Origin of the sequence: Microvirga sp. (assembly GCF_014699075.1) — a bacterium.
Taxonomy (GTDB): domain Bacteria; phylum Pseudomonadota; class Alphaproteobacteria; order Rhizobiales; family Beijerinckiaceae; genus Microvirga.
This window is the reverse complement of record NZ_JACXAB010000023.1, coordinates 1-18605: the sequence shown is the minus strand read 5'-3', so window position 1 is coordinate 18605 and position 18605 is coordinate 1. Positions and strand designations below refer to the sequence as shown.

Here is an 18605-nt window from a genome sequence, read left to right as displayed (position 1 = left end):
TTTGGCGGGCGGCTCAAAACTGATCAGGAGGATGGCCGCACAAAGGTCCAGCTTGAGAGACATGGCCGCTCTCCCTCATAACGGGCTGGCGGCGCTCATTAGAGCGTCGGGAACGCTGCTCCTGTCATTTTTCTCCCGAATGAGGGCCCTGTCGCGCCCGCCCGTAAAGCCAGGCGCAATTTCGCATAACCCGCAGTATGGAACGCGATTTGAAGTGTTCGGGAGGTCTTCGTGCGGGCTTATGGAATGCCGCGCCGACTATGCAGTAGAACTGGCATATCGGACGCCATCAGCGTCAACGACTATACTCGCGAATGCTTGGCGACCGATCAGGCAAAGAAAAGCCTCCCCGCCCGCCATTGCCAGTGGGTGAGGAGGCCTCCTAGTCCATGAAGAAGGCAGGATGCGTGACAGCCTTCGTGGCGAACAACTGCTCCAGGCGGGAACGGTTTCAGCACGGCCATAGAAAAAGCCCCTCACGGTGGGCCCCGAACATATCGTAGAAGGGCAACCCTGATGGATGCCGGGTTGTCGGGGCAGCCGGGCTGAACATCCAGCTCAAAGGCGCCGAATACGTGCATGAGGGAGTCTACTATCGGTCGGAGAGGAAGGTTATAGGGCGCGGCCGCATCCCTGCCCGCGTCAGCGGATGGCGGGGTGTGCCTGGTGCTGGAAGAAGCCACGAAGACGGCAGCAACGGTCACCGTTCGGGAGAAGCACGGTGGTAAGTGCGGTGGCGCCCCGGAGACGACTCCGCGTCGGTTCACCATGGAAATCGACTTGGAGACCGGGGCGACTCAATGGGACAACAACGAGGAGATGGAGATGAAGCCCGTCGCTTGAGACGCGGCAGGATCTGACAGCCTTCTGTGGTCTTGCGTCATAAGTCCGGGAGGGCAGGCTGCACTTGCCCGGTTCTGTCGCAATTTCCGGCAATCGACACGAGAGATGCCAGGGTGAACGGTAGGTGCTTATGCGGCGAGCATCTCGAACTGCTCCGCAAGCGAAAGGCCTGGATTGGAGGCATACTTCGCCTGGCCCTTCCGCATCATGTGGACCATCTCGATGCCGCCAATGATCGCACGAGCACTAAACACTGATTTGAACCCGAGCATTGGGCGAACCCGCCTTTTCACGGCGCGGTGATCCTGCTCAATGCGATTGTTCAAGTGGCGACTTTGCCAGATACGGATCGGCTTCAACTCCCGTCGTGATCGGTCCTGCAGCCGGCTCGTCGCGTCACATGACAGGATTGCCTCGCGGTTGGTTTGGCTGCCGTCGATCACGATCCGCTCGGGACGGCCATGCCGTTTGAGAGCCTTGCTCAAGAACCGTTTGGCGGCAGCCAGATTGCGCCGCTCGCTGAACCAGAATTCGACCCTGTCGCCTTTGGTGTCGATGGCTCGGTAAAGATACATCCACCGCCCGCGCACCTTAATATACGTCTCATCGAGATGCCATTTGCGGCTGACGGGACGTTTGCGCCGATTGAACCGCTCCAGGAATTCTGGTGAGTAGCGGACGACCCAGCGCCCGATGGTGGCGTGATCGACGGAGATGCCCCGCTCGGCTATCATCTCCTCCAAGTTTCTCAGGCTCAGGTTGTAGGCCAGATGGCTCTGTCGCAATCTCTGACTGCGGACAGAAAGATCTAAGCGCAGTTCGTACTCGCCTATGCCACGAGCCGCTCGAACTGCTCAGCGAGTGATGGTTGCTGGGCGCAGGCATATCTCGCCTGTCCCTTTCTCATCATGTGTACCATTTCGATGCCGCCCAAGATAGCACGAGCGCTGTTCAGGGACTTGAAGCCGAGCATCGATCGTACGCGGCGTTTGACGGCACGATGGTCCTGCTCGATGTGGTTATTGAGGTATTGACTCTGCCGGATCCTGATCGGTTTGAGCCTGCGTCTTGAACGGTCCTGCAGCCGGCTCTCGGCGTCACACGACAGGATCGCCTCCCGGTTGGTCTGGCTGCCGTCGATGACGATCCGCTCGGGCCGACCGTGGCGCTTGAGAGCCTTGCGCAGAAACCGCTTGGCCGCAAGGAGGTCCCGTCGCTCGCTGAACCAGAACTCGACCGTGTCGCCGTTGCTGTCGATCGCCCGGTAAAGGTACATCCAGCGGCCTCTCACCTTGATGTAGGTCTCGTCGACGTGCCACTTTCCGGTCACGGCTCGCTTGCGTGCGTTGAAGCGCCTCAGAAGTTCGGGCGAGTACCGGGCAACCCATCTGTGAATGGTCGCATGGTCGACCGAGATTCCGCGCTCAGCCATCATCTCCTCTAGGTTTCTCAGGCTGAGATTGTAAGCCAGATACCACCGAATGCAGAGCAGGATCACCGATCGATCAAAATGTCTGCCCTTGAACACGCCGCCACTCCGTCCCTAAACCGAGGGAGCAGTAACTGAAACTCTGAAACAAAAGGTTTGCGACAGAGCCTTGCGATGTCGTCCTGACCACGTGCGAGCAGATTGACGGAGAAGCGCCCGCTCTCCCGGATCGGCTCATGTGCACTCGCCCCGGCGTTGATGCAGATCAGAACCGTTGGCGGATCCGCCGAGACAGAGCAGACGGCGGTCGCAGCCAACCCGGTCCGGCGTCCCTCGTGCTCTGTCGCGATGATGGTGACTCCCCCAGCCAAGGGGCGCATGGCCTGCTTGAACTCATCCGACGGCACCATGGCTGTCTCGCGTTGCCCTTGCATCCCGGTGGCGGCTACTCGGCCGCATCCAGGCTCTGCCTGAGCCTGCGATAGGAAGCGCCCGGATGTGTGTCAGGCAGGAGCGCCTGTCCCGGGCCGAACAGCTTCTCGCGCAACGTGCCCTCAGCATAGTCCCGCTTGTAAATCCCGCGCTCCTGCAGGATCGGCACGACGAGGTCAACAAAATCCTCCAGCGTCTCCGGCGTCACCACGCGGCTGATGTTGAAGCCGTCCACGCCGGTCTCTTCGACCCAGGACTGAAGCTCATCAGCGATCTCCTCGGCGGAGCCAACCAGAGGCGGGTTGCGGGCGCCGAGACCCTTGTCGAAGATCTTGCGCAAGGTCCAAACCTGCGAGGTGTCGCGGGTGAAGGCCTCGAGCATCGACGCCATCGCATCCGTCTTCTGGTACTGAAGCGGCTCATCAAGATCCTGTTTCGAGAAGTCGATGCCTACCGTGCTCGAGAAGTGCGCCAGCGCGCCTTCTTCACGAGCCACCCACCTTTCGACCATATCGTCGTCTCAGCCGCGCAGACTCCATATGGGCCTGTTAGGACGTTATCACTGGAGGACGCCCGCCAAGCCATGGAAAGCAAGTTCTGGGGAGCATACCGGATCGCGCGCGCAGCAAGGATTGCGGATCGTGGTTCGCTCACCTTCATCTCCGGCTACCTTGCTGAACGACCCTCGGAAACTTCCGTCCTGCAGGGTGCGATCAACGCAGCGCTAGAAGGCTTGCGACGTGGCCTTGCCCTCGAACTCTCGCCGCTCCGCGTGAACATGGGGTGTTCGGGGAAGCGGGTATGTCGGCTCGGCTGATTGCCGGACAGGCCTTCGGGCTGACCAACCCGGTCAGGACTCAATCTCCCCTGTTCTATGTCCATGGTGAATTGCAACCTGGCGGTCGGATCGGCATCCCGAGCGAGTATCCAGAAAGAGCCGCTTACGTAGTCGCAGGGCGCGTGGAAGCGGACGGGTGGGACTATGGCCCAGGGCAGATGCTGGTCTTCGCCGGACGCTCGGATCCGGTTCTGACGGCGCTTGAGGCCTCGACGGTTATGCTGCTGGGCGGGGAACCCTTGGGACCACGGCACATCTGGTGGAACTTCGTGTCCTCGCGCCAGAACAGGATCGAGCAAGCCAAGGCCGACCGGCCATGTGGCTCCTTCGCGCCTCATGGATCGAGCCCACATCAAACCCATCACAAGGCGGATGCGGACTCGTTGGGCTTAGCGTTTGAGATCTTTGGAGTCTTTGGCAGGGTAAACATTGGGACCTGCGGGCGGGTTCGATGAGCCGGTTGTTCCCGTCGTTGTCGATTCTGCGGTCGTTCCCGCTGCCGTCCGGTTCACTCCAGCCACACCGGAGGCTGTTGTCGCGCCTTGTTTCTTCTTCATGAAATACCAGATCGCAGCACCGATAATCGCCAGCAGCACCAGAAGCCACAGCCAGCCTAGCCCACCGCCAGCATCCGTCGCTGGAGGCGGTGTCGTGGTCGCTGGCGTCCCGGTGGTCTGCGCATAAGCGACTGAGGACACAAACAGGAAGACCAAGGCGGGAATGCTCTTCATTGGATTTTCCTCCGCACCAGCAAGATAAACGAACTCTGAGCACTGCATCGCACAACCGCTACCGGCGCTCGGAGGCTGACAATCTTTCACGAGTGTGCTCCTCACTCGGGTGCGTGAGGAGCTTGATTTTGAAAGGGGCAATAACCTGTCCAAAACCTTGCGGATCAGAGAGGCGCAGCCTCGTAGAGACTAGCCGCTCTGCTGGAGACGCTTAGCCAAGAGTTGCTTAGCGCGGTCAGCCCGCTGCTTTTCTTGCTGTTGAGCTTCGCGGAAGAAGGAGGCGAGATCCTGATCGCCTCCAGCATCGCTGGCATACTGCTCGTACAGGTCTGCTCCTTGGAGAGCATGGTATAGGACGCTAACGAGATTGTAGGTGGCGTCTTTAGTGCCAGTCGTGTCAGCCATAGCAAGCCTCCTCTAGTGCGAAGATACTGGCGCAATACTTGGCTGCCAGGAAGGTTCCCGTACCATCTGGATTACGTTGGGTCAGAGGTCCCGAATAGCTCTTCTATAGTCAAGCACCTGGGAGAGGCAGCATCCTTTACTAGGGTTCATGACACATAAGTAAGAAGGGGGTTGGCCCCTTCCTCAATCCTTCTTGAAAGCGTTTTTGACGGAATCCTTGATGCCGCCGATGGTGTTCTGGATCTTACCTTCGGCCTGATCTGCCTTGCCTTCGGGTTGCATCTTGGAGTCACCGGTCACATTACCGATACCTTCCTTGACTTTGCCACCGATGTTCTTGGCGGAACCGTCAACGCGATTTTTATCAACCATAACTTTCTCCTCAGTTGCTGATTCAACGTGCAGTGAGTTGAGCTGTTCCTGCGGCATAAAACGCTAACGGGTGCATATGACCCGGTGCCGGAAAGATCCTTCAACACGGTCACCGAGCGTGGGGAGTTCATCGCACGGGAGCCAACGAAGGAACTATGATGCTCTGGCTTATGGCTCCCATGCCCGTTCTGAAGAACACTCAGACGAAGCCGAACAAGTTTTTCATGTTCGTGATAGAGAAGGGAACAACGGTAACGGGGATGTCCAATGCTCTATCTATCCGTCATGTGGACGGTCATCGGCCTTGCTGCCATTGCTCGCTCCTACATCCTGCTCATGGGGGAGAATACCCCTGACGCGCGCCGTAAGACGGCCACGACCACCCGTGTGGCTGGTTTTACCCTGATCGTCGTTGGCGCGATTCAGATGCTGGTCTGGGTGTTCACAGCCTGAAGCAGGTTAATGTCGTAGCAAGGGAGGTCTGATGCCGCCCCTCACCTATAGCGGACATCTCTTAACTCGCGCTCCTTCGCCCGCGAGGAGATAATCCAGACTGCATGGACGATGCCGGGGATGTACCCAAAGATCGTCAGCAGGATGTTGATCCAGAAATGCAGACCTAAGCCGACCGTAAGCAGAACCCCTACGGGCGGCAGCAGGATCGCTAAAATGACGCGGACAATGTTCAATTTAGGTCTCCACGGCGCTTGGGGCGGATGTTCCCGTCTGGATACTAATCAAGGCAGACCAATTGACGTTCCGCAGAGCGGCTGCGTTTGGGAAGGAACTCTCCACTGAACCAACACGATCCCAAGTGCACGGCCCAGTTCACCGACGTTGAAAGGACCAGCCGCCCTCCCCCGGACCGCCTGCCTATGATGCGAAAGCTCACGATCATACGTGGTGGAAAGGGCTGATCCCAAAGGTCCAGCCGACTGGACGTTCTGTTCACAGTTGGCACAATGCCATATGAGGTCAAAAAAAACCCGGCTGCTTTTGCCAAGCGCCGGGCTCGAGAAATGTACATCTCGTAAGTCTTAGACCCGTCGCACAAGGGGAATGCGGGGGATATGACGGGTCCGCATGTGTTCACAATCCGGAGAAACCCAACAGGTTCCAGAATTCCGTAAGTTTTCTTGCTGGATTGTTTCGCGCATAGACTCGTATCAATTTGAAGATGCGGAGTGTGATCGCTCCCTGGGTATATGTATTACTTCTTTATCTCGCCGGAACGGGTGCCTGTCGAGCCCGTGGCCTTGACGGAGAATGCCTCTTTCAGTTCACGAGCCGCAAGGTCTTGCGCCTTGTCAGCATCCGCAACGGCGGGAGCCATACCGAAAAACTCATGGGTTGCACCCTCATAGTTCTGATAAGTAACCTTTGAGCCTGCCGCCTTCAGCTTCTCAGACAACGTTTTTCCCTCAGACATGAGCGGATCAATCTCTGCCGTAATAACGGTCGCATCTGGCAGGTTCTTCAGGTTCGCCTGAACGAGGTTGAGCCTCGGGTCCTTTAGGTCGGCCTCAGACTTGACCGTGTTCTTCGCGAACCACTCCATTGCCTGCTTGCTTAGCGGGATCGCGTTTGCATTCTCTTTGTAGGAGGCGGTGGTCATGTCAGTGCCTGCCACAGGGTAGATGAGGAGCATATGGGCAGGTTGCTGAAACTTGCCCTCGCGGGCTGCAATTGCAACGTTGGCAGCAAGATTACCGCCTGCTGACTCGCCTGCCACTGCAACATGGGTGGGATCACCACCAAACGATTGAGCGTTCTTAAGCACCCAAGAGTAGGCTGCAATGGCGTCCTCATGGGCAGCCGGAAATTTGTGCTCTGGTGCATGGCGATACTCAACAGACACCACCATAGCATTGGCTTTCTTGGCGAGAGCCATCGCAGAGGCTTCATAGGTGTTGATGTCCGCAATGACCCATCCACCACCATGATAGAAGACCACCACTGGCAGTGGACCCTGAGCAGCTTCCGGCTTGTAGACGCGCGCAGGCAGATCGCCCGAAGGTCCTGAGTAGGTAATGTCCTGCTTGGCTACCTTCATCTGCGCCATTAGGGCATCCGGGTCCTTACCCTCATCCTTCAGAAGGGCTTTGACAGCATCAGCAGGAGTCGGGCCTTTCCGGGTTTCTTCAACAGATTGGGTGCCGAGGGGCTTAGCGCCGAGTTCCTGAAGCTTGGCGATGACACGGCCCATGTCGTTGTCGGCGCGCTTCATGGTGCCAGAGTCGTCCATCCTGGCGGCTCCTTGAAGAGCCGTATTGTCCATCTGCATCGCTGGCGCAGCAGGGGAGGACTGAGATTGGTTCTGCTGCGCGATGGCCACGGAACTGAGTGCCAGGGAGCTTGCAAGGGCAAGCAGAGATACAGCGGCGAGAGCCGCCTCTCGGGTTATGGCCATGTCGGAGTCCTTTGGTGGAAGCTGCCGAGATCAACCTCTGTTAACGTCGGCCAATGTCCGACAACGAGCCCACGAACTCGGTGTTCCCGGTATTACTTTGAAGGCAGAAGTTAGCAACGGAAAGGACCGGAGCGGGCGAGTACGAATCCAATGCACGAACCATGCCGAATCCGGAACCTGTCCGGACCCGAAGACGCACTATCTTGACACTATCGAGCAAGAGGTACTGGCCCTTCTCCGAGGGGCTTTGCAGAAACCGGAGCGCGTCCAGAAGTTCGTTGACGAGTACCAGAAGGAGCGTCGGCGGCTAATGGGAGCGTCCATCAGCGAGCTCTCCAAGGTTGGGCGGCGGCTCGGTGAGCTTCACCGCACGATTGATCGCGCTACCGAAATGATGCTCGATGGCCAGGGCGATCAGCGGGTCTTAGACAAGAAGATCAAGGCGGCGGCGGCTGAAAGGGATCAGCTAGAAGCTAGGCTTGAGGCCCTGGAGGAACAGGCCCCGGACCTTAAGATCGAGTCCCACCCTACTTTGATTAAGCGACATATCGACATCCTGGGGAGGCTCCAGCCGCTATTGGAGCAAGGTGCTCATGCCGATGACCCATACTCATTAATCGTCCGTGAACTCGTCGAGCACGTGATCGTCAACCCGGATAAGACGCTCAAGATCGTAGGGCGTCTCGATGCCTTAACTGGTGCATTTAAGGAAATAGGTGCTCCCGCCGAAAATGTGTGGGGAGCGATGGTAGCGGAGGTCCGTTTCAGCCAATCCCCCCGACACCAAGGAGTCTTGTTCTCATTCAGATCGGACTGAAGAAGGGTTCGGTTGCAGCCCAGACCAGCAAGCACCGATAACGTGCAAACAGGCAGTTGTGCCCACATTCCACAGGCCAAGAAAATTATGGTTAACGGCTCCCTACTCGCCCCTTTCTCAGCCGAATCGCGGCTTCCAATCAGGAGAGGCAGCAGGTTGGGAGGCGGCGATGGGAAGCGAGATCGGCCTTGGCAAGCAGCATCTAATTGTTCCTGATGCGGAACTGTTGCGCCGGATTGCTCATGATATGCGCTCCCTCTATGCCGAGGTGATCAGGCAACCCCTGCCCCGCAACATTGAGGTCGCTCTGTCGCGCATCGAACGGGAGCAGAGCCGTGCCGCGTATAAGGTGCAGCGGCTTGGGGTTTGACGCCCCGTCTGACAATCTGATTAGAGGGTTGCCAGAAGCGCGAGTGCCAAGAAAATGGACCCCACAACGACCGCAGCGCCAGTCCAAGCAGACCCTCGGGGACGGCTGTGGAAGTTAACTGCCTGGGGAACCGCCATCCCTTGCATCCTATGGCTAAGGAATACTGTGGCCTGATGGCAATTTAATCCAACTCCCGAAGGGCGTATCGCGGGAAAAGGGAATGCTACCAAAGAGCCTGATCAGGTTGGGTGACCTTCCGTATCGTCGATCCCAGGCGACTGCTCAACGGGTATCTGCTGATCCGGCACCTTTGCACTCTCGGTTGGGTCGTGCTCCCTATTCTGGTGGGCGGGGTTGCCGGTTCCGTCTTCCTTCGTACCGCTGCGGCGGCTGCTGTTGACGCTGAGGTTCTCCAGCCCTGTGTCCTGGTTCGGTTGCTTGGGGCCTGCCATAGCTATCTCCTGCGGTTTCATGCTCTCAGGAGAACGGTGATCGCGGTGCTCGGTTCAGGGCCTACTTTGGCTGCTACCTTATTCGTGCCGTCTGAGTTCAATGCGCCCCCCTCACCGTGCCGACGAAGCGCCGCTCTGCCTTGTAGAGGCACCATAGCAAGCTGCATCACCTCACTGAACGAACCTCTCAGAGACCAGCCAACCGATGATGCACAGGATTGAGAGCCCTGCCGTTAGCAAGCCCAGTGCGGTCCAGCGATTTACCCGCTTTTCCCAAACGTGAGTCAGGTGTTTCACCTCCTCAGACAGGGGAGCCTTCAGGAAGGTCCGGAACTTCGCACCAGCGTACCAACCCCCGACGAGACAGCTGATCGCCAGCCATCCTGCGATCAGCGCAACAATCCATAGCAGATCACTGATTGATCCTGTTGCCACGATAGCCTTTCACCTATCGCTCCGGAGACAATCCGAAGGGAGCACAGCTCTCTGAGCACGAGGCTTCCATTGTTAATCTCACTTAGGCCGCTTCCCCAGATCGCGGCTGTGGCTCTTTTTGTGGCTCATCCAACCTATAGGTTTTCAAGTCCTCTTCCAGGATGTCACGGAGCCGGATCAGGGTGTCGCGGTGTCGGACCTCGATCTTGGGCGAGTTTACCCTCTCGTCGAGCAGCCTCAACAGCGAAAGAATGTCAGCTTCAGGCATGATCCAGCCACGCGTTCTCTGCCGCATGAATGCCCCCAGGTTCTCCTGGCCGGAATGTGGATGGCCAATCTTGGGCGTTCAAGGTGCTGGGCATCCACTGCTGCAAGTCTGCCCGACGAAGGTTCGAACAGAACATGCACAGGACCAGCAGAGGAACTGACGTTACCACTCAATATCCTCTGTTCCTGTCGGCTGTTGAGAGTCATGCTCTCAGTCAAACTGAAGGGACAACTATCATGCGCACGATAGTGATTGTAGCAGCCGGTGTGTTGATCGTCAGTGGGCTCGGGGTGCTGGCTCAGCAGGGTGACCCGATCTCTCAGCGCCAAGCCCTGATGAAGAACAATCAGGAGCAGTTGCGGGCGTTGACCGGCATGGCCCGAGGACAGGCTCCTTTCAACGCAGCGATGGCGCAAGCGTCCCTCCAGCAGATCGAGCAGAACGCCCGACAAACCCCCGCCCTGTTCCCGGCAGGCTCGCAGCAGGGCAAGACCGACGCCCTTCCGGTGATCTGGGAACGCAAGGCCGACTTCGATGCCCGTGCGAGCAAGCTCGAACAGGATGCCAAGGCCGCTCAAGCTGGAATCACGGACCAAGCATTCTTGCAAGCGGCGGTGCAACGGGTCGGCCAGAACTGCGGCGGCTGTCACGAGACCTACCGCAGGAAAGAAAGCTGATAAAGCGACCAGGGGCGTGAGGCGAACAGAACCCTTCTCTGGGAGGGGTCGCAATGCGGTATCTCAAGGCTCCCTGGCTCATCCCGGTTGTTGTTACCGGACTTCTGACCCTTGCTCCCGCATGGCGCTCCGCTCCTGTCGAGGTTGATCTGGCCCTCGTGCTGGCGGTGGATGTCTCCACTTCCATGGACCCAGACGAACAGAACCTGCAAAGGCAGGGCTATGTGGAAACCTTCCGCTCGCCCCTGGTCCATCAGGCCATCCGCACCGGCATGCTTGGACGCATTGCGGTCACTTACGTGGAATGGGCCGGGGCTCATACTCCAGGCTACCAGAGTGTCATCGTACCCTGGACCGTCTTGGAAACTCCGAACGAGAGCATCGCCTTTGCTGAGCGTCTGGCCCGTGCTCCCACGCGCCGCGTATCGGGGACCTCCATCTCCAAAGCCATTGACTTCAGCATGGCTCTCTTCTCGTCCAGTCGCTTCCTGGCTGCACGGCGGGTGATCGACATCTCCGGGGATGGCTCGAACAATCAAGGACGTTTGGTCACGGATGCTCGCGACGAAGCGGTTGCGCGGGGTGTCACGATCAATGGCCTGCCGATCATGCTCAAAGGGCCTGATCGGGGAGAGAATGCGACCTTGGACGCGTATTACCACGACTGCGTGATCGGAGGGGCGAACGCGTTCTTAATCCTGGTGCGCGAGCGCAGGCAATTCCTGAGCGAGACCAGGGCCAAGATCGTCCGCGAGATCGCAGATTCGGCTGGACCAGATTTACTAATGCAATCCGTAAGAGGTCGGCCTCTGACAGACTGCGACACCAGTGAGAGCGTCTGGGACGATTTTGCGCCGAACCATCATGGGCCAGTGATCGGTTCAGAGCGGGACCTGTAAGAGGTTTACCCATCAGTGCTGGTTCCGATTAGGGGGCTGGCCAGCCGGACACTTTGCGAGAGCACAAAGCTGAAGTTGGATGCGAAAGCTCGGAAACCCAACATCTATGGATGACCCTCGTCACTAGATGTTTGGTGGCGGAACGTTGTTGGGATCAGGTGTGTTGCGCGATCGAAGACTATGCTTGGCGCTTTGACCACCTCCGACGCCGAGCCCCTCGCCGCAGGAGGAACTGATGCGGTGATGTTACATCAACAGGGAATACGGTTCTGTACTCGTCAAGAAAAACTTGCGTGTCGAAGAAGATCAGCGACTTGGCCTGTACAAAAGCTAGCCTGACGGCCTCCTCAACGCCTACACTCAGATAATGTAACATCCTCAGCTGATATTCTAGGAGGCTGTCTGACGTTCCTGTAACCGGGCCGGTCATGCATGCGCCAAGCGCATGAAGTCCCTGCTTCGAAAGCTCCGCCTTCTTTCCTGAGGCTCGCAATAGGGGCTGTTCAACTTTTTACGTTTGCGCGCACTGACGGGAAACTTTCTATCTCGTATGCGCCTTGAAGCGTAAACGAACGAAAGGGACGCCCATGAAACGTCGTGCATTCCTCCAAGCTGCAACATTCGGCGCTGCATCGACCGCCGTTGCCGCTCCGGCTATCGCCCAATCGAACCCCGAAATCCGCTGGCGGCTGACCTCGGCCTTCCCGAAATCTCTGGACACCCTGTTCGGGGGCGGTGAGACGCTCGCCAAGCTCGTTTCCGAAGCGACCGACGGCAAGTTCCAGATCCAGCCCTTTGCACCCGGCGAGATCGTCGGCGCGCCTCAGGCACTTGATGCCATCGCGGGCGGAACGGTGGAGATGGGCCACACCTGCTCCTACTACTATGTCGGCAAGGACCCGACCTTCGCCATTGGCACGACCTTGCCCTTCGGCCTCAACTCGCGCCAGACCAATGCATGGCTCTACCATGGCGGCGGCAACGACTTGCTGAACGAGTTCTACGCCAAGCACAACGTGTATGCTCTGGTGGCGGGCAATACCGGCGTGCAGATGGGCGGCTGGTTCCGCAAGGAGATCAAGACCGTTCAGGACCTGCAGGGCCTGAAGATGCGCATCGCCGGCCTCGCAGGCCAGATTATGGGCAAGCTCGGCGTCGTGCCGCAGCAGATCGCCGGCGGCGATCTCTACCCGTCGCTCGAGCGCGGCACCATCGACGCCGCCGAGTGGGTGGCTCCTTATGACGACGAGAAGCTCGGTCTCAACAAGGTGGCGCCGTACTACTACTATCCCGGCTTCTGGGAGGGTGGCCCCGCCATTCATTTCTACATCAACCTGCAGAAGTGGAACGAGCTGCCGAAGACCTATCAGGCGGCGCTTCAAGCCGCTGCCGGCTATGTCAACGTGGACACGCAGGCGAAGTACGACGCCCGCAATCCGGCAGCCCTGCGCAGCCTCATCGGCGCCGGGGCGCAGTTGCGTCCGTTCTCGCAGGAGATCATGGAGGCGGCTTACAAGGCGGCCAATGAGGTCTACGACGAGACCTCAGCCAAGAACGCTGACTTCAAGAAGCTTTATGACAGCTACAAGGCGTTCCGGAACGAGGAGTATCTCTGGTTCCAGGTGGCTGAATATGCCTTCGATACCTTCATGATCCGCGCCCGCGCGCGGGGGTAATCGCACGTCGATCAACTTTGAAAGGGCTATACGCGGCTTGCCCTTTCAACCCTTCAGGGCAGGAATCCGACGTTGGGCAGTCGATCAGGCAAATCGGGAGAGTGACCGCGCCTGACCCTTGTGCCCAGGTCTGGTGTTTATTTCCTGCCGGGCTGCCCTATCCGAGAGGATCCGGAAAACGCTGCGTTTGCTGATGCCCACCTGTTGAGCGATCTTGCACTTTGCAAGACCAGTTGCAGCAAGACGCTTGACCTCGTCTGCTTTGGCAAAAGCGGTGGGCGTTCTGCCCTTGAACTTCCCTTCCGTCTTGGCTCTTGCAATGCCTTCGCGCCACCTCTCGAGTATGATCTGTTTCTCGAATTGAGAGATCGTAAGCATAGTATCCATGATGACTTGGCCTGTGTCATAACGTGTGTCGAGGCCAAGGTTCAGAACTCGAAGGTGCACACCCTTGTCGGCAAGACGTCTCTGAACTGCGACAACATCTGCCACACTCTGACCCAGTCCTGACAGATCGGTCACAGTAAGAGTATCACCTTCACGTGCGAACTCAATTGCAGCTTCCAGCTGGGGGCGCGCTCTCACGGAGGTTGTTTGCTCGCAGAATAGCTTCTCAACACCCGCGGACAGGAGATCGCGCTTTTGCTCCTCCAAACCTGCAATCACATTCAGGAGCGATGCTCGTGCCAGACCGATCAGCATTGTTGTTTGCCTCCTACAACAATCAATGAAGTGGATGTAGGTTGCGCAATTCGAAGCACTCTTGAATGACATCCGGAGGTGCTGAACAAGGTTTCCAACTGTGGCTTAGGCTTGCCAATATGCTCGTGATAAAAGGTGCGAACAGGCCATACCGTTCGCTCTCGTTGATGCCAGCCGCTGCCGTCAGCAGACCGCACATTCTGGTCTGTGCAAGCAGATTGGCCGACTTGCGCATGGTCAACCTGAGGCTCCGCTGGCCGGCTGGCATTTCCCCAATGGTGCCTGACCACATAAAAAGCTCACCTGTGCAGTTTGCATCCGTACGCTTTTCTCCAATGAGGTTGAGGCGGACCGCCGTTCCGGCAAGGAATCGGCTGTGGATCTGAAGACAGCCTAATCAGGTCCGCCTGCCCCACAGCGGATGTGAGCGCTCGTCGGGCGTATCAGCGCTGGCGGGGGCTCAAGGATCGGGCGAGCTCCCGAATGACGCTGTCCTCGATCTCAAGATCATCCTGATCGTCCTCGTTCTCTGCTTCGTCCTCAGCCGGTTTCGAAGGAGCGACAGGCTGAGGAGCCACCGCTTGCGGCTGATCGGCTCCCAAGCGGCCCTCCAGGGCATCGAGCAGGCTGTTGAGTGCCGCGTCCGTGAGCTCCACCTCAGGCACTGACGACAGTCCATTCAGAGCTATGGTGCGGCCCTGGTAGGCAGGGTCTCCCGTGACCTCCGGACCAAACCAGATCAGCGGCTGAAACTTGCGGGCCCGTTTGCCATGCTCGAACGTGACGGTGAGCAGATCCAGCTGTTCTGGTGTGAGGAAGCGCCGGAGCATGGCTGTTTGGGACCCGATGGTCAGGCTGACCTCCAGGTAGTCCACCTGTCCGGCGGTGAGCTCAAGCAGAGCCTCGGCCTGTGAGCGAGGAATGTCCGTAGCCTCCTCGACAGGGCCGTTTGGTTGATTGACGACCAGGACGAGCCGACCTGTCTCCTCCTCCAGCTGCACGTGGGTGCCCCGATCCGGTCGATTCGGGAAGTAGCCCTGCCGGACACGATGGCCTTCCCTCTCCTTCTCGATCAGCCGAGCCAGGGAGGGCGCAAGCAGAAAAACACGGGCGGTGCTCATCACATATCAGCCTTCCACAAAGGGTGACGCTGGTCGCGCCAGCTGCTTGTAAGGTTACGGTGTGACGATGGACGGGGAAAGAGCGTTCGTCACCGTCTCGCCAAGGGCAGGTTGACGGTTAACAGAGCGGCCCAAGCCATCCCCATGACAGCTGTCAGACAACAGCTTGGTGACAGCCGGCAATAGGTCCTGATGTCGGGTTGTGCTATCATTGCTCACAGGCTGGTGCCCACATGAGGCGACCCTTCCGCGCCTTCGTGAGAGGAGGCGGACATGTCCTTCAATGATCTGCTGCTCATAGTCGGGAAAGACACGGCAGCCGGCGAGCGGTATGCCCTGGAGCTGGCTCGGCTCAGAGGTGCGGCATTGACGGTCACATCGTCAGGGGCAGCTCCCAGCCTGCCTGCGCTCATCCGCTCGGAATTGCCCAGTAATCTCCTCGATCACATGCGCGAGGACGTGGAGAACACGGCAAGAGCCGCTCTGGAGGCTTTCGCCAAGAGAGCAACGGAGGTGGGGATCACCGTCGAGACGGTGATGCTCGACCTCTCGACGGGACACGTCAGTGGTGAGGTCATCTGTCTGGCCCGGTACTTCGATGCCACCGTGCTTCAGCAACCTGACCCTGCAGAAACGGACACAGCCAACCTCATCGAAGCGGTTCTGTTCGGATCAGGACGTCCGGTGTTGATCGTTCCCGCCCACCAAGGAGATGCACAGCTCAGAACTGTCCTCATCGCCTGGGACGAGGGGCGCCCCGCGGCTCGGGCTGTTGCCGATGCCTTGCCCCTGCTCGCCATGGCCGAGCGTGTCGAGGTAGTGATGATCGGCGACCGAAGAGGAGACCGAAACCAGCACGGCGGTCGCTTAGTGCGCCACCTGGCTCGGCACGGCATTGAGGCGCATATGACGAACCTCATGCGCAACCACGGGGGTGTTGCCAACATCCTCCTGTCCCATGCGGTCGATGTGAAGGCCGATCTGATCGTGATGGGTGGCTATGGCCATTCGCGGCTGCGGGAGATCGTGCTTGGCGGTACGACCCGCAGGATCATCCAGACTATGACTGTACCAGTGCTGATGGCCCATTGATCTGACGACAGAGCGAGCATCGCTGCCCAGGAGATCAACCATTGTCGCTGCTGCATACGACGCGAAGCCCTCTAGGCTTGTGGCGCTCAAACGCCTGGGAGTGCTCGCAGGTACGAGCAGGTCCGTCCTGCACGCGTCGAGCGGTCGTGATTGGCTCGACTTCAACATTGGTGACGCGCACAATGCACCTTTGGCTGGCACAAGAGTGTTTCTTTCATCAACGAGGGAGGCCTGCATGTACAAGAACATTCTGATTGCAACCGACGGCTCATCCTTGTCGGCCCGTGCCGTCGAGCATGGAACCAACCTGGCAAAGGCTGTGGGAGCGACGGTCCTGCTGCTCACTGTGGCGGAGCGCTTCCATGTCTTTGCACTTGAGGCCGAACAGCTTGAGGAAACATCGGCGTCGTTCAGGGAGCATATGCAAAAGCACGCCGAGCGCACCCTGGCGGAAGCCTCCGAGATCGCGCGCAAACTTGGTGTCGATGCCACGACCCTTCACATGGAGGACGCCGCGCCCTACCAAGCGATTATCCGCACGGCGGAAGGCCAGCGCTGTGATCTGATCGTGATGGCGTCGCACGGACGCAGCGGGGTCTCGGCCCTTTTCCTCGGGAGCGAGACCATGAAGGTGCTCTCCCACTCGAAGGTTCCGGTCCTCGTGGTGCGCTGAGTGAACTCAGGCTCTAGCCCTGAACGGAATCTAGATAGGCGCGCAGGTCGTTGATCTGGGCCGGATCGAGCTTGAACTGGGTCATGGTGGGGTGGCCCGTTGTGATGCCTTCTGCCAAGTCCTCTACAGGATAGCGATTGTCCACCGCCCGGAAGAGCGGCACCTGAAATGGGTTTTCTGAGAAGCATATGTGGAACAACCTTCAGCTCGTGCGCAGGATCACACGAAAAAAGTTGAGGTAGAATTGTCTATACATAGTAAAAGCTCCTGAAGGCCGCATTCTAAACGTAAACTTCTGCAACCGTGCTCAAGAGGAAATAAACAACAATTAAGTACAAGTTGTTTCCGATTTGGCTCGCAAGGCTGGGATTATGCGTACTTGTATTTATCAGTATCAGGATTATTCATATGTCTGTCGTTAATAATACAAACAATCAGGCGAACGACCGTGCTAAAGTTGCGGGTGAACACAATCGCGACAACGCAGAGAAGGCACAGGACGCCATGCGGTCTGGCTTGAACTCTGCTTCTGAGAACACCCGGCGCTTCACCGATCACGTCACTCAGGCTTATGGCATCACGGGCGAGGGCCGCGAGGAGCTCACCCGTCAGGGGGCCCAGAGCCTTGAGATGATGACGCAGGCCAGCACCATGCTGACGCGTGGAGTGCAGGACCTCTCGCGCGAGTGGTTCAGCCTTACGCAGGAGCGGTTGCAGAAGAACGTCGAGGATTTTGGTGTGCTGGCACGCTGCCAGTCGCTCCCAGACTTCATGGCAGCCCAGAGCACCATCATGCGGCACAATCTTGAGCAGACCATTGAGGGCACCCGCCGGATCGCCGAGGTTGCCACACGTGTGGCGAATGAGGCCGGCCTGACACTCAAGGCTGAGACGAAGAACGCCAGCCGCGCTGCCTGATGCGTTGCGACACCTCGTGCTGAGAAAATCAGAAGAGAGCCGAGGCAACACCTCGGCTCTCGTCCTATGGTTGATCAGGCTCTTGCGAACCTCATTGGCATGGCTCGGGAGGAGCACTTGCCTCAGCAGTGCAGGGCCTTGCGGTTACATCGAAGGCCGTGTTCGTTCATTGAGGATGCGGCTCTTGGAAGAGACATGGATTTTCCGGCACCCACATCCTCCCAGGGAGGACTGATGATCAAAGTCGCAATCACTGTCGGGTTGTTGGCCCTCGCCATCCCAGCAACAGCACAGGAGGCCCCGCCATCGACCTGGCGCGACCCAGATACCCGGTGCGTGTATCTCAAGGTGGGAGATGCCCTGAGCCTGCGCTACCGTCGTGACGGCACACCGGACTGCGCGAGCGTTCAGCAGGACAGCACTGACGCGTCGATCACCCGCGGTGACCTGCGGGAAGCGACGCAACAGATTGTTCGCTCGATCGAGGAGTTGCGCCGGGATATTGGCGCAGTGCGGCGTGAGATGGAACATACCCGCAATGAGCTGGAAAACATCCGCCGCGAAACGAGGCAGCCCCGGGCGCAGTAGTCTGGCCAGCGCCCCTTAGAGCTAGTCTGTAACAGGACAGATACGCTTTGTCACTGACACGTTCCTCCTCTTGCAGCTTCCGCCCAGCGGCGAGAGGCGTTGAGATGAGAGTAGTGTGGTGAAGGTTCTGCAAATCGCCTGATCGGGGCGGTCATGGCAGGATGGTGATGTCCAAGTCACCCTCCGGGAGGAGCCCCACCATGACCAGCACCAAGGATAAACCTGCCGCTGCCGCCATCAAGGACCTTCTGAGCCAGAGCCCGGACGGGCTGCGCGAGATTGTCCGCGCCGTCATGCAGGAGATGCTCGAAGCCGAGATGAGCGATGCGCTCCAGGCTGAGAAGGGCGAGCGTACCGCTGCCCGCCTCGGCTACCGCTCCGGCTACTACAGCCGCACCCTGGTGACCCGCGTGGGTAAACTGGAGCTGCGGGTGCCGCAGGACCGGGATGGCCGCTT

At 58.6% G+C, this 18605-nt stretch carries 26 protein-coding genes and 1 pseudogene; 14 read left to right on the top strand and 13 right to left on the bottom strand.

Going from position 1 to position 18605, the window contains the following annotated elements; genetic code table 11:
* Positions 1-666 precede the first annotated feature (666 nt).
* Positions 667-843: a hypothetical protein gene (locus IC232_RS21835; protein WP_190847063.1), complete on the top strand. Its 177-nt coding sequence runs from the start codon at positions 667-669 to the stop codon at positions 841-843.
* A 128-nt stretch (positions 844-971) separates the two neighbouring features.
* Here the strand turns inward: IC232_RS21835 and IC232_RS21830 are convergent, their stop codons facing one another.
* The 4 genes from IC232_RS21830 to IC232_RS32525 form a co-directional block, all read right to left on the bottom strand.
* Positions 972-1661, bottom strand: coding sequence for an IS6 family transposase (locus tag IC232_RS21830; protein WP_190847104.1), 690 nt, complete (start codon positions 1659-1661; stop codon positions 972-974).
* A gap of 11 nt (positions 1662-1672) precedes the next feature.
* The gene (locus IC232_RS21825; protein ID WP_190847062.1) at positions 1673-2371 is read right to left on the bottom strand and encodes an IS6 family transposase; all 699 of its coding nucleotides are present in this window, start codon (positions 2369-2371) and stop codon (positions 1673-1675) included.
* Entirely contained in the window at positions 2338-2652 is a 315-nt protein-coding gene (locus tag IC232_RS21820) for a flavin reductase family protein (protein ID WP_246812333.1), read from the bottom strand. Before IC232_RS21820 ends, IC232_RS21825 begins: the two co-directional genes overlap by 34 nt.
* Positions 2653-2717: 65 nt before the next feature.
* Entirely contained in the window at positions 2718-3215 is a 498-nt protein-coding gene (locus IC232_RS32525) for a hypothetical protein (RefSeq protein WP_246812335.1), read from the bottom strand.
* Between IC232_RS32525 and IC232_RS32520 the strand changes: the two are divergent.
* Both IC232_RS32520 and IC232_RS33345 read left to right on the top strand, forming a co-directional pair.
* Positions 3186-3482, top strand: a pseudogene (locus IC232_RS32520) (SDR family oxidoreductase); the annotation flags it as partial. The gene IC232_RS32525 and the pseudogene IC232_RS32520 sit on opposite strands and share 30 nt — an antisense overlap.
* 23 nt (positions 3483-3505) lie before the next feature.
* On the top strand, positions 3506-3997 hold the full coding sequence (locus IC232_RS33345) for a pirin-like C-terminal cupin domain-containing protein (RefSeq protein WP_190847059.1): 492 nt from the start codon (positions 3506-3508) through the stop codon (positions 3995-3997).
* On the opposite strand, the gene IC232_RS21805 is transcribed toward IC232_RS33345, so the two are convergent.
* The 3 genes from IC232_RS21805 to IC232_RS21795 form a co-directional block, all read right to left on the bottom strand.
* Complete coding sequence (locus tag IC232_RS21805; RefSeq protein ID WP_190847058.1) at positions 3932-4273, bottom strand: hypothetical protein; 342 nt, start codon at positions 4271-4273, stop codon at positions 3932-3934. The two genes, IC232_RS33345 and IC232_RS21805, sit on opposite strands and share 66 nt — an antisense overlap.
* Positions 4274-4462: 189 nt before the next feature.
* Entirely contained in the window at positions 4463-4678 is a 216-nt protein-coding gene (locus IC232_RS21800; RefSeq protein ID WP_190847057.1) for a hypothetical protein, read from the bottom strand.
* Between the two features lie 183 nt (positions 4679-4861).
* Entirely contained in the window at positions 4862-5050 is a 189-nt protein-coding gene (locus IC232_RS21795) for a CsbD family protein (RefSeq protein ID WP_190847056.1), read from the bottom strand.
* 267 nt (positions 5051-5317) lie between these two features.
* Between IC232_RS21795 and IC232_RS21790 the strand changes: the two genes are divergently transcribed.
* Complete coding sequence (locus IC232_RS21790; RefSeq protein WP_190847055.1) at positions 5318-5503, top strand: hypothetical protein; 186 nt, start codon at positions 5318-5320, stop codon at positions 5501-5503.
* Positions 5504-5544: 41 nt separating this feature from the next.
* Here the strand turns inward: IC232_RS21790 and IC232_RS21785 are convergent, their stop codons facing one another.
* Both IC232_RS21785 and IC232_RS21780 read right to left on the bottom strand, forming a co-directional pair.
* Entirely contained in the window at positions 5545-5739 is a 195-nt protein-coding gene (locus tag IC232_RS21785; protein WP_190847054.1) for a YqaE/Pmp3 family membrane protein, read from the bottom strand.
* Positions 5740-6260: 521 nt separating this feature from the next.
* Entirely contained in the window at positions 6261-7460 is a 1200-nt protein-coding gene (locus tag IC232_RS21780; RefSeq protein ID WP_190847053.1) for an alpha/beta hydrolase, read from the bottom strand.
* Positions 7461-7770: 310 nt separating this feature from the next.
* On the opposite strand from IC232_RS21780, the gene IC232_RS21775 reads away from it, so the two are divergent.
* Positions 7771-8277 carry a hypothetical protein gene (locus IC232_RS21775; RefSeq protein WP_190847052.1) on the top strand — a complete coding sequence of 169 codons (507 nt, stop codon included), beginning with the start codon at positions 7771-7773 and terminating at the stop codon, positions 8275-8277.
* A 169-nt stretch (positions 8278-8446) separates the two neighbouring features.
* Entirely contained in the window at positions 8447-8647 is a 201-nt protein-coding gene (locus IC232_RS21770; RefSeq protein ID WP_190847051.1) for a hypothetical protein, read from the top strand.
* Between the two features lie 239 nt (positions 8648-8886).
* Here IC232_RS21770 and IC232_RS21765 read toward each other — a convergent pair whose 3' ends face one another.
* Positions 8887-9099, bottom strand: a complete 213-nt coding sequence (locus tag IC232_RS21765) for a hypothetical protein (RefSeq protein ID WP_190847050.1) — start codon at positions 9097-9099, stop codon at positions 8887-8889.
* A 939-nt stretch (positions 9100-10038) separates the two neighbouring features.
* Between IC232_RS21765 and IC232_RS21760 the strand changes: the two genes are divergently transcribed.
* The 3 genes from IC232_RS21760 to IC232_RS21750 all read left to right on the top strand — a co-directional run bounded on the left by IC232_RS21760 (position 10039) and on the right by IC232_RS21750 (position 13054).
* The gene (locus tag IC232_RS21760) at positions 10039-10479 is read left to right on the top strand and encodes a c-type cytochrome (protein WP_190847049.1); all 441 of its coding nucleotides are present in this window, start codon (positions 10039-10041) and stop codon (positions 10477-10479) included.
* Between the two features lie 53 nt (positions 10480-10532).
* The gene (locus IC232_RS21755) at positions 10533-11378 is read left to right on the top strand and encodes a DUF1194 domain-containing protein (RefSeq protein WP_190847048.1); all 846 of its coding nucleotides are present in this window, start codon (positions 10533-10535) and stop codon (positions 11376-11378) included.
* Between the two features lie 587 nt (positions 11379-11965).
* On the top strand, positions 11966-13054 hold the full coding sequence (locus IC232_RS21750) for a TRAP transporter substrate-binding protein (RefSeq protein ID WP_190847047.1): 1089 nt from the start codon (positions 11966-11968) through the stop codon (positions 13052-13054).
* 84 nt (positions 13055-13138) lie between these two features.
* On the opposite strand, the gene IC232_RS21745 is transcribed toward IC232_RS21750, so the two are convergent.
* Both IC232_RS21745 and IC232_RS21740 read right to left on the bottom strand, forming a co-directional pair.
* Positions 13139-13756 carry a recombinase family protein gene (locus IC232_RS21745; RefSeq protein ID WP_190847046.1) on the bottom strand — a complete coding sequence of 206 codons (618 nt, stop codon included), beginning with the start codon at positions 13754-13756 and terminating at the stop codon, positions 13139-13141.
* A gap of 443 nt (positions 13757-14199) precedes the next feature.
* The gene (locus IC232_RS21740) at positions 14200-14877 is read right to left on the bottom strand and encodes a hypothetical protein (protein WP_190847045.1); all 678 of its coding nucleotides are present in this window, start codon (positions 14875-14877) and stop codon (positions 14200-14202) included.
* Between the two features lie 273 nt (positions 14878-15150).
* On the opposite strand from IC232_RS21740, the gene IC232_RS21735 reads away from it, so the two are divergent.
* A complete protein-coding gene (locus tag IC232_RS21735; RefSeq protein ID WP_190847044.1) occupies positions 15151-15969 on the top strand; it encodes a universal stress protein in 819 nt (272 codons plus the stop codon).
* Positions 15970-16204: 235 nt separating this feature from the next.
* Positions 16205-16642, top strand: coding sequence for a universal stress protein (locus IC232_RS21730; protein ID WP_190847043.1), 438 nt, complete (start codon positions 16205-16207; stop codon positions 16640-16642).
* A gap of 13 nt (positions 16643-16655) precedes the next feature.
* Here IC232_RS21730 and IC232_RS21725 read toward each other — a convergent pair whose 3' ends face one another.
* Positions 16656-16805 (bottom strand): hypothetical protein, encoded by a 150-nt coding sequence (locus tag IC232_RS21725; RefSeq protein WP_190847042.1) that lies wholly within the window; start codon positions 16803-16805, stop codon positions 16656-16658.
* A gap of 353 nt (positions 16806-17158) precedes the next feature.
* Between IC232_RS21725 and IC232_RS21720 the strand changes: the two genes are divergently transcribed.
* The 3 genes from IC232_RS21720 to IC232_RS21710 all read left to right on the top strand — a co-directional run.
* On the top strand, positions 17159-17560 hold the full coding sequence (locus IC232_RS21720) for a phasin family protein (RefSeq protein WP_190847041.1): 402 nt from the start codon (positions 17159-17161) through the stop codon (positions 17558-17560).
* Positions 17561-17794: 234 nt separating this feature from the next.
* Complete coding sequence (locus IC232_RS21715) at positions 17795-18148, top strand: hypothetical protein (protein ID WP_190847040.1); 354 nt, start codon at positions 17795-17797, stop codon at positions 18146-18148.
* A 200-nt stretch (positions 18149-18348) separates the two neighbouring features.
* Positions 18349-18605, top strand: a 257-nt coding sequence (locus IC232_RS21710; protein ID WP_190847039.1) for a transposase, incomplete at its 3' end; no start/stop codon positions are given.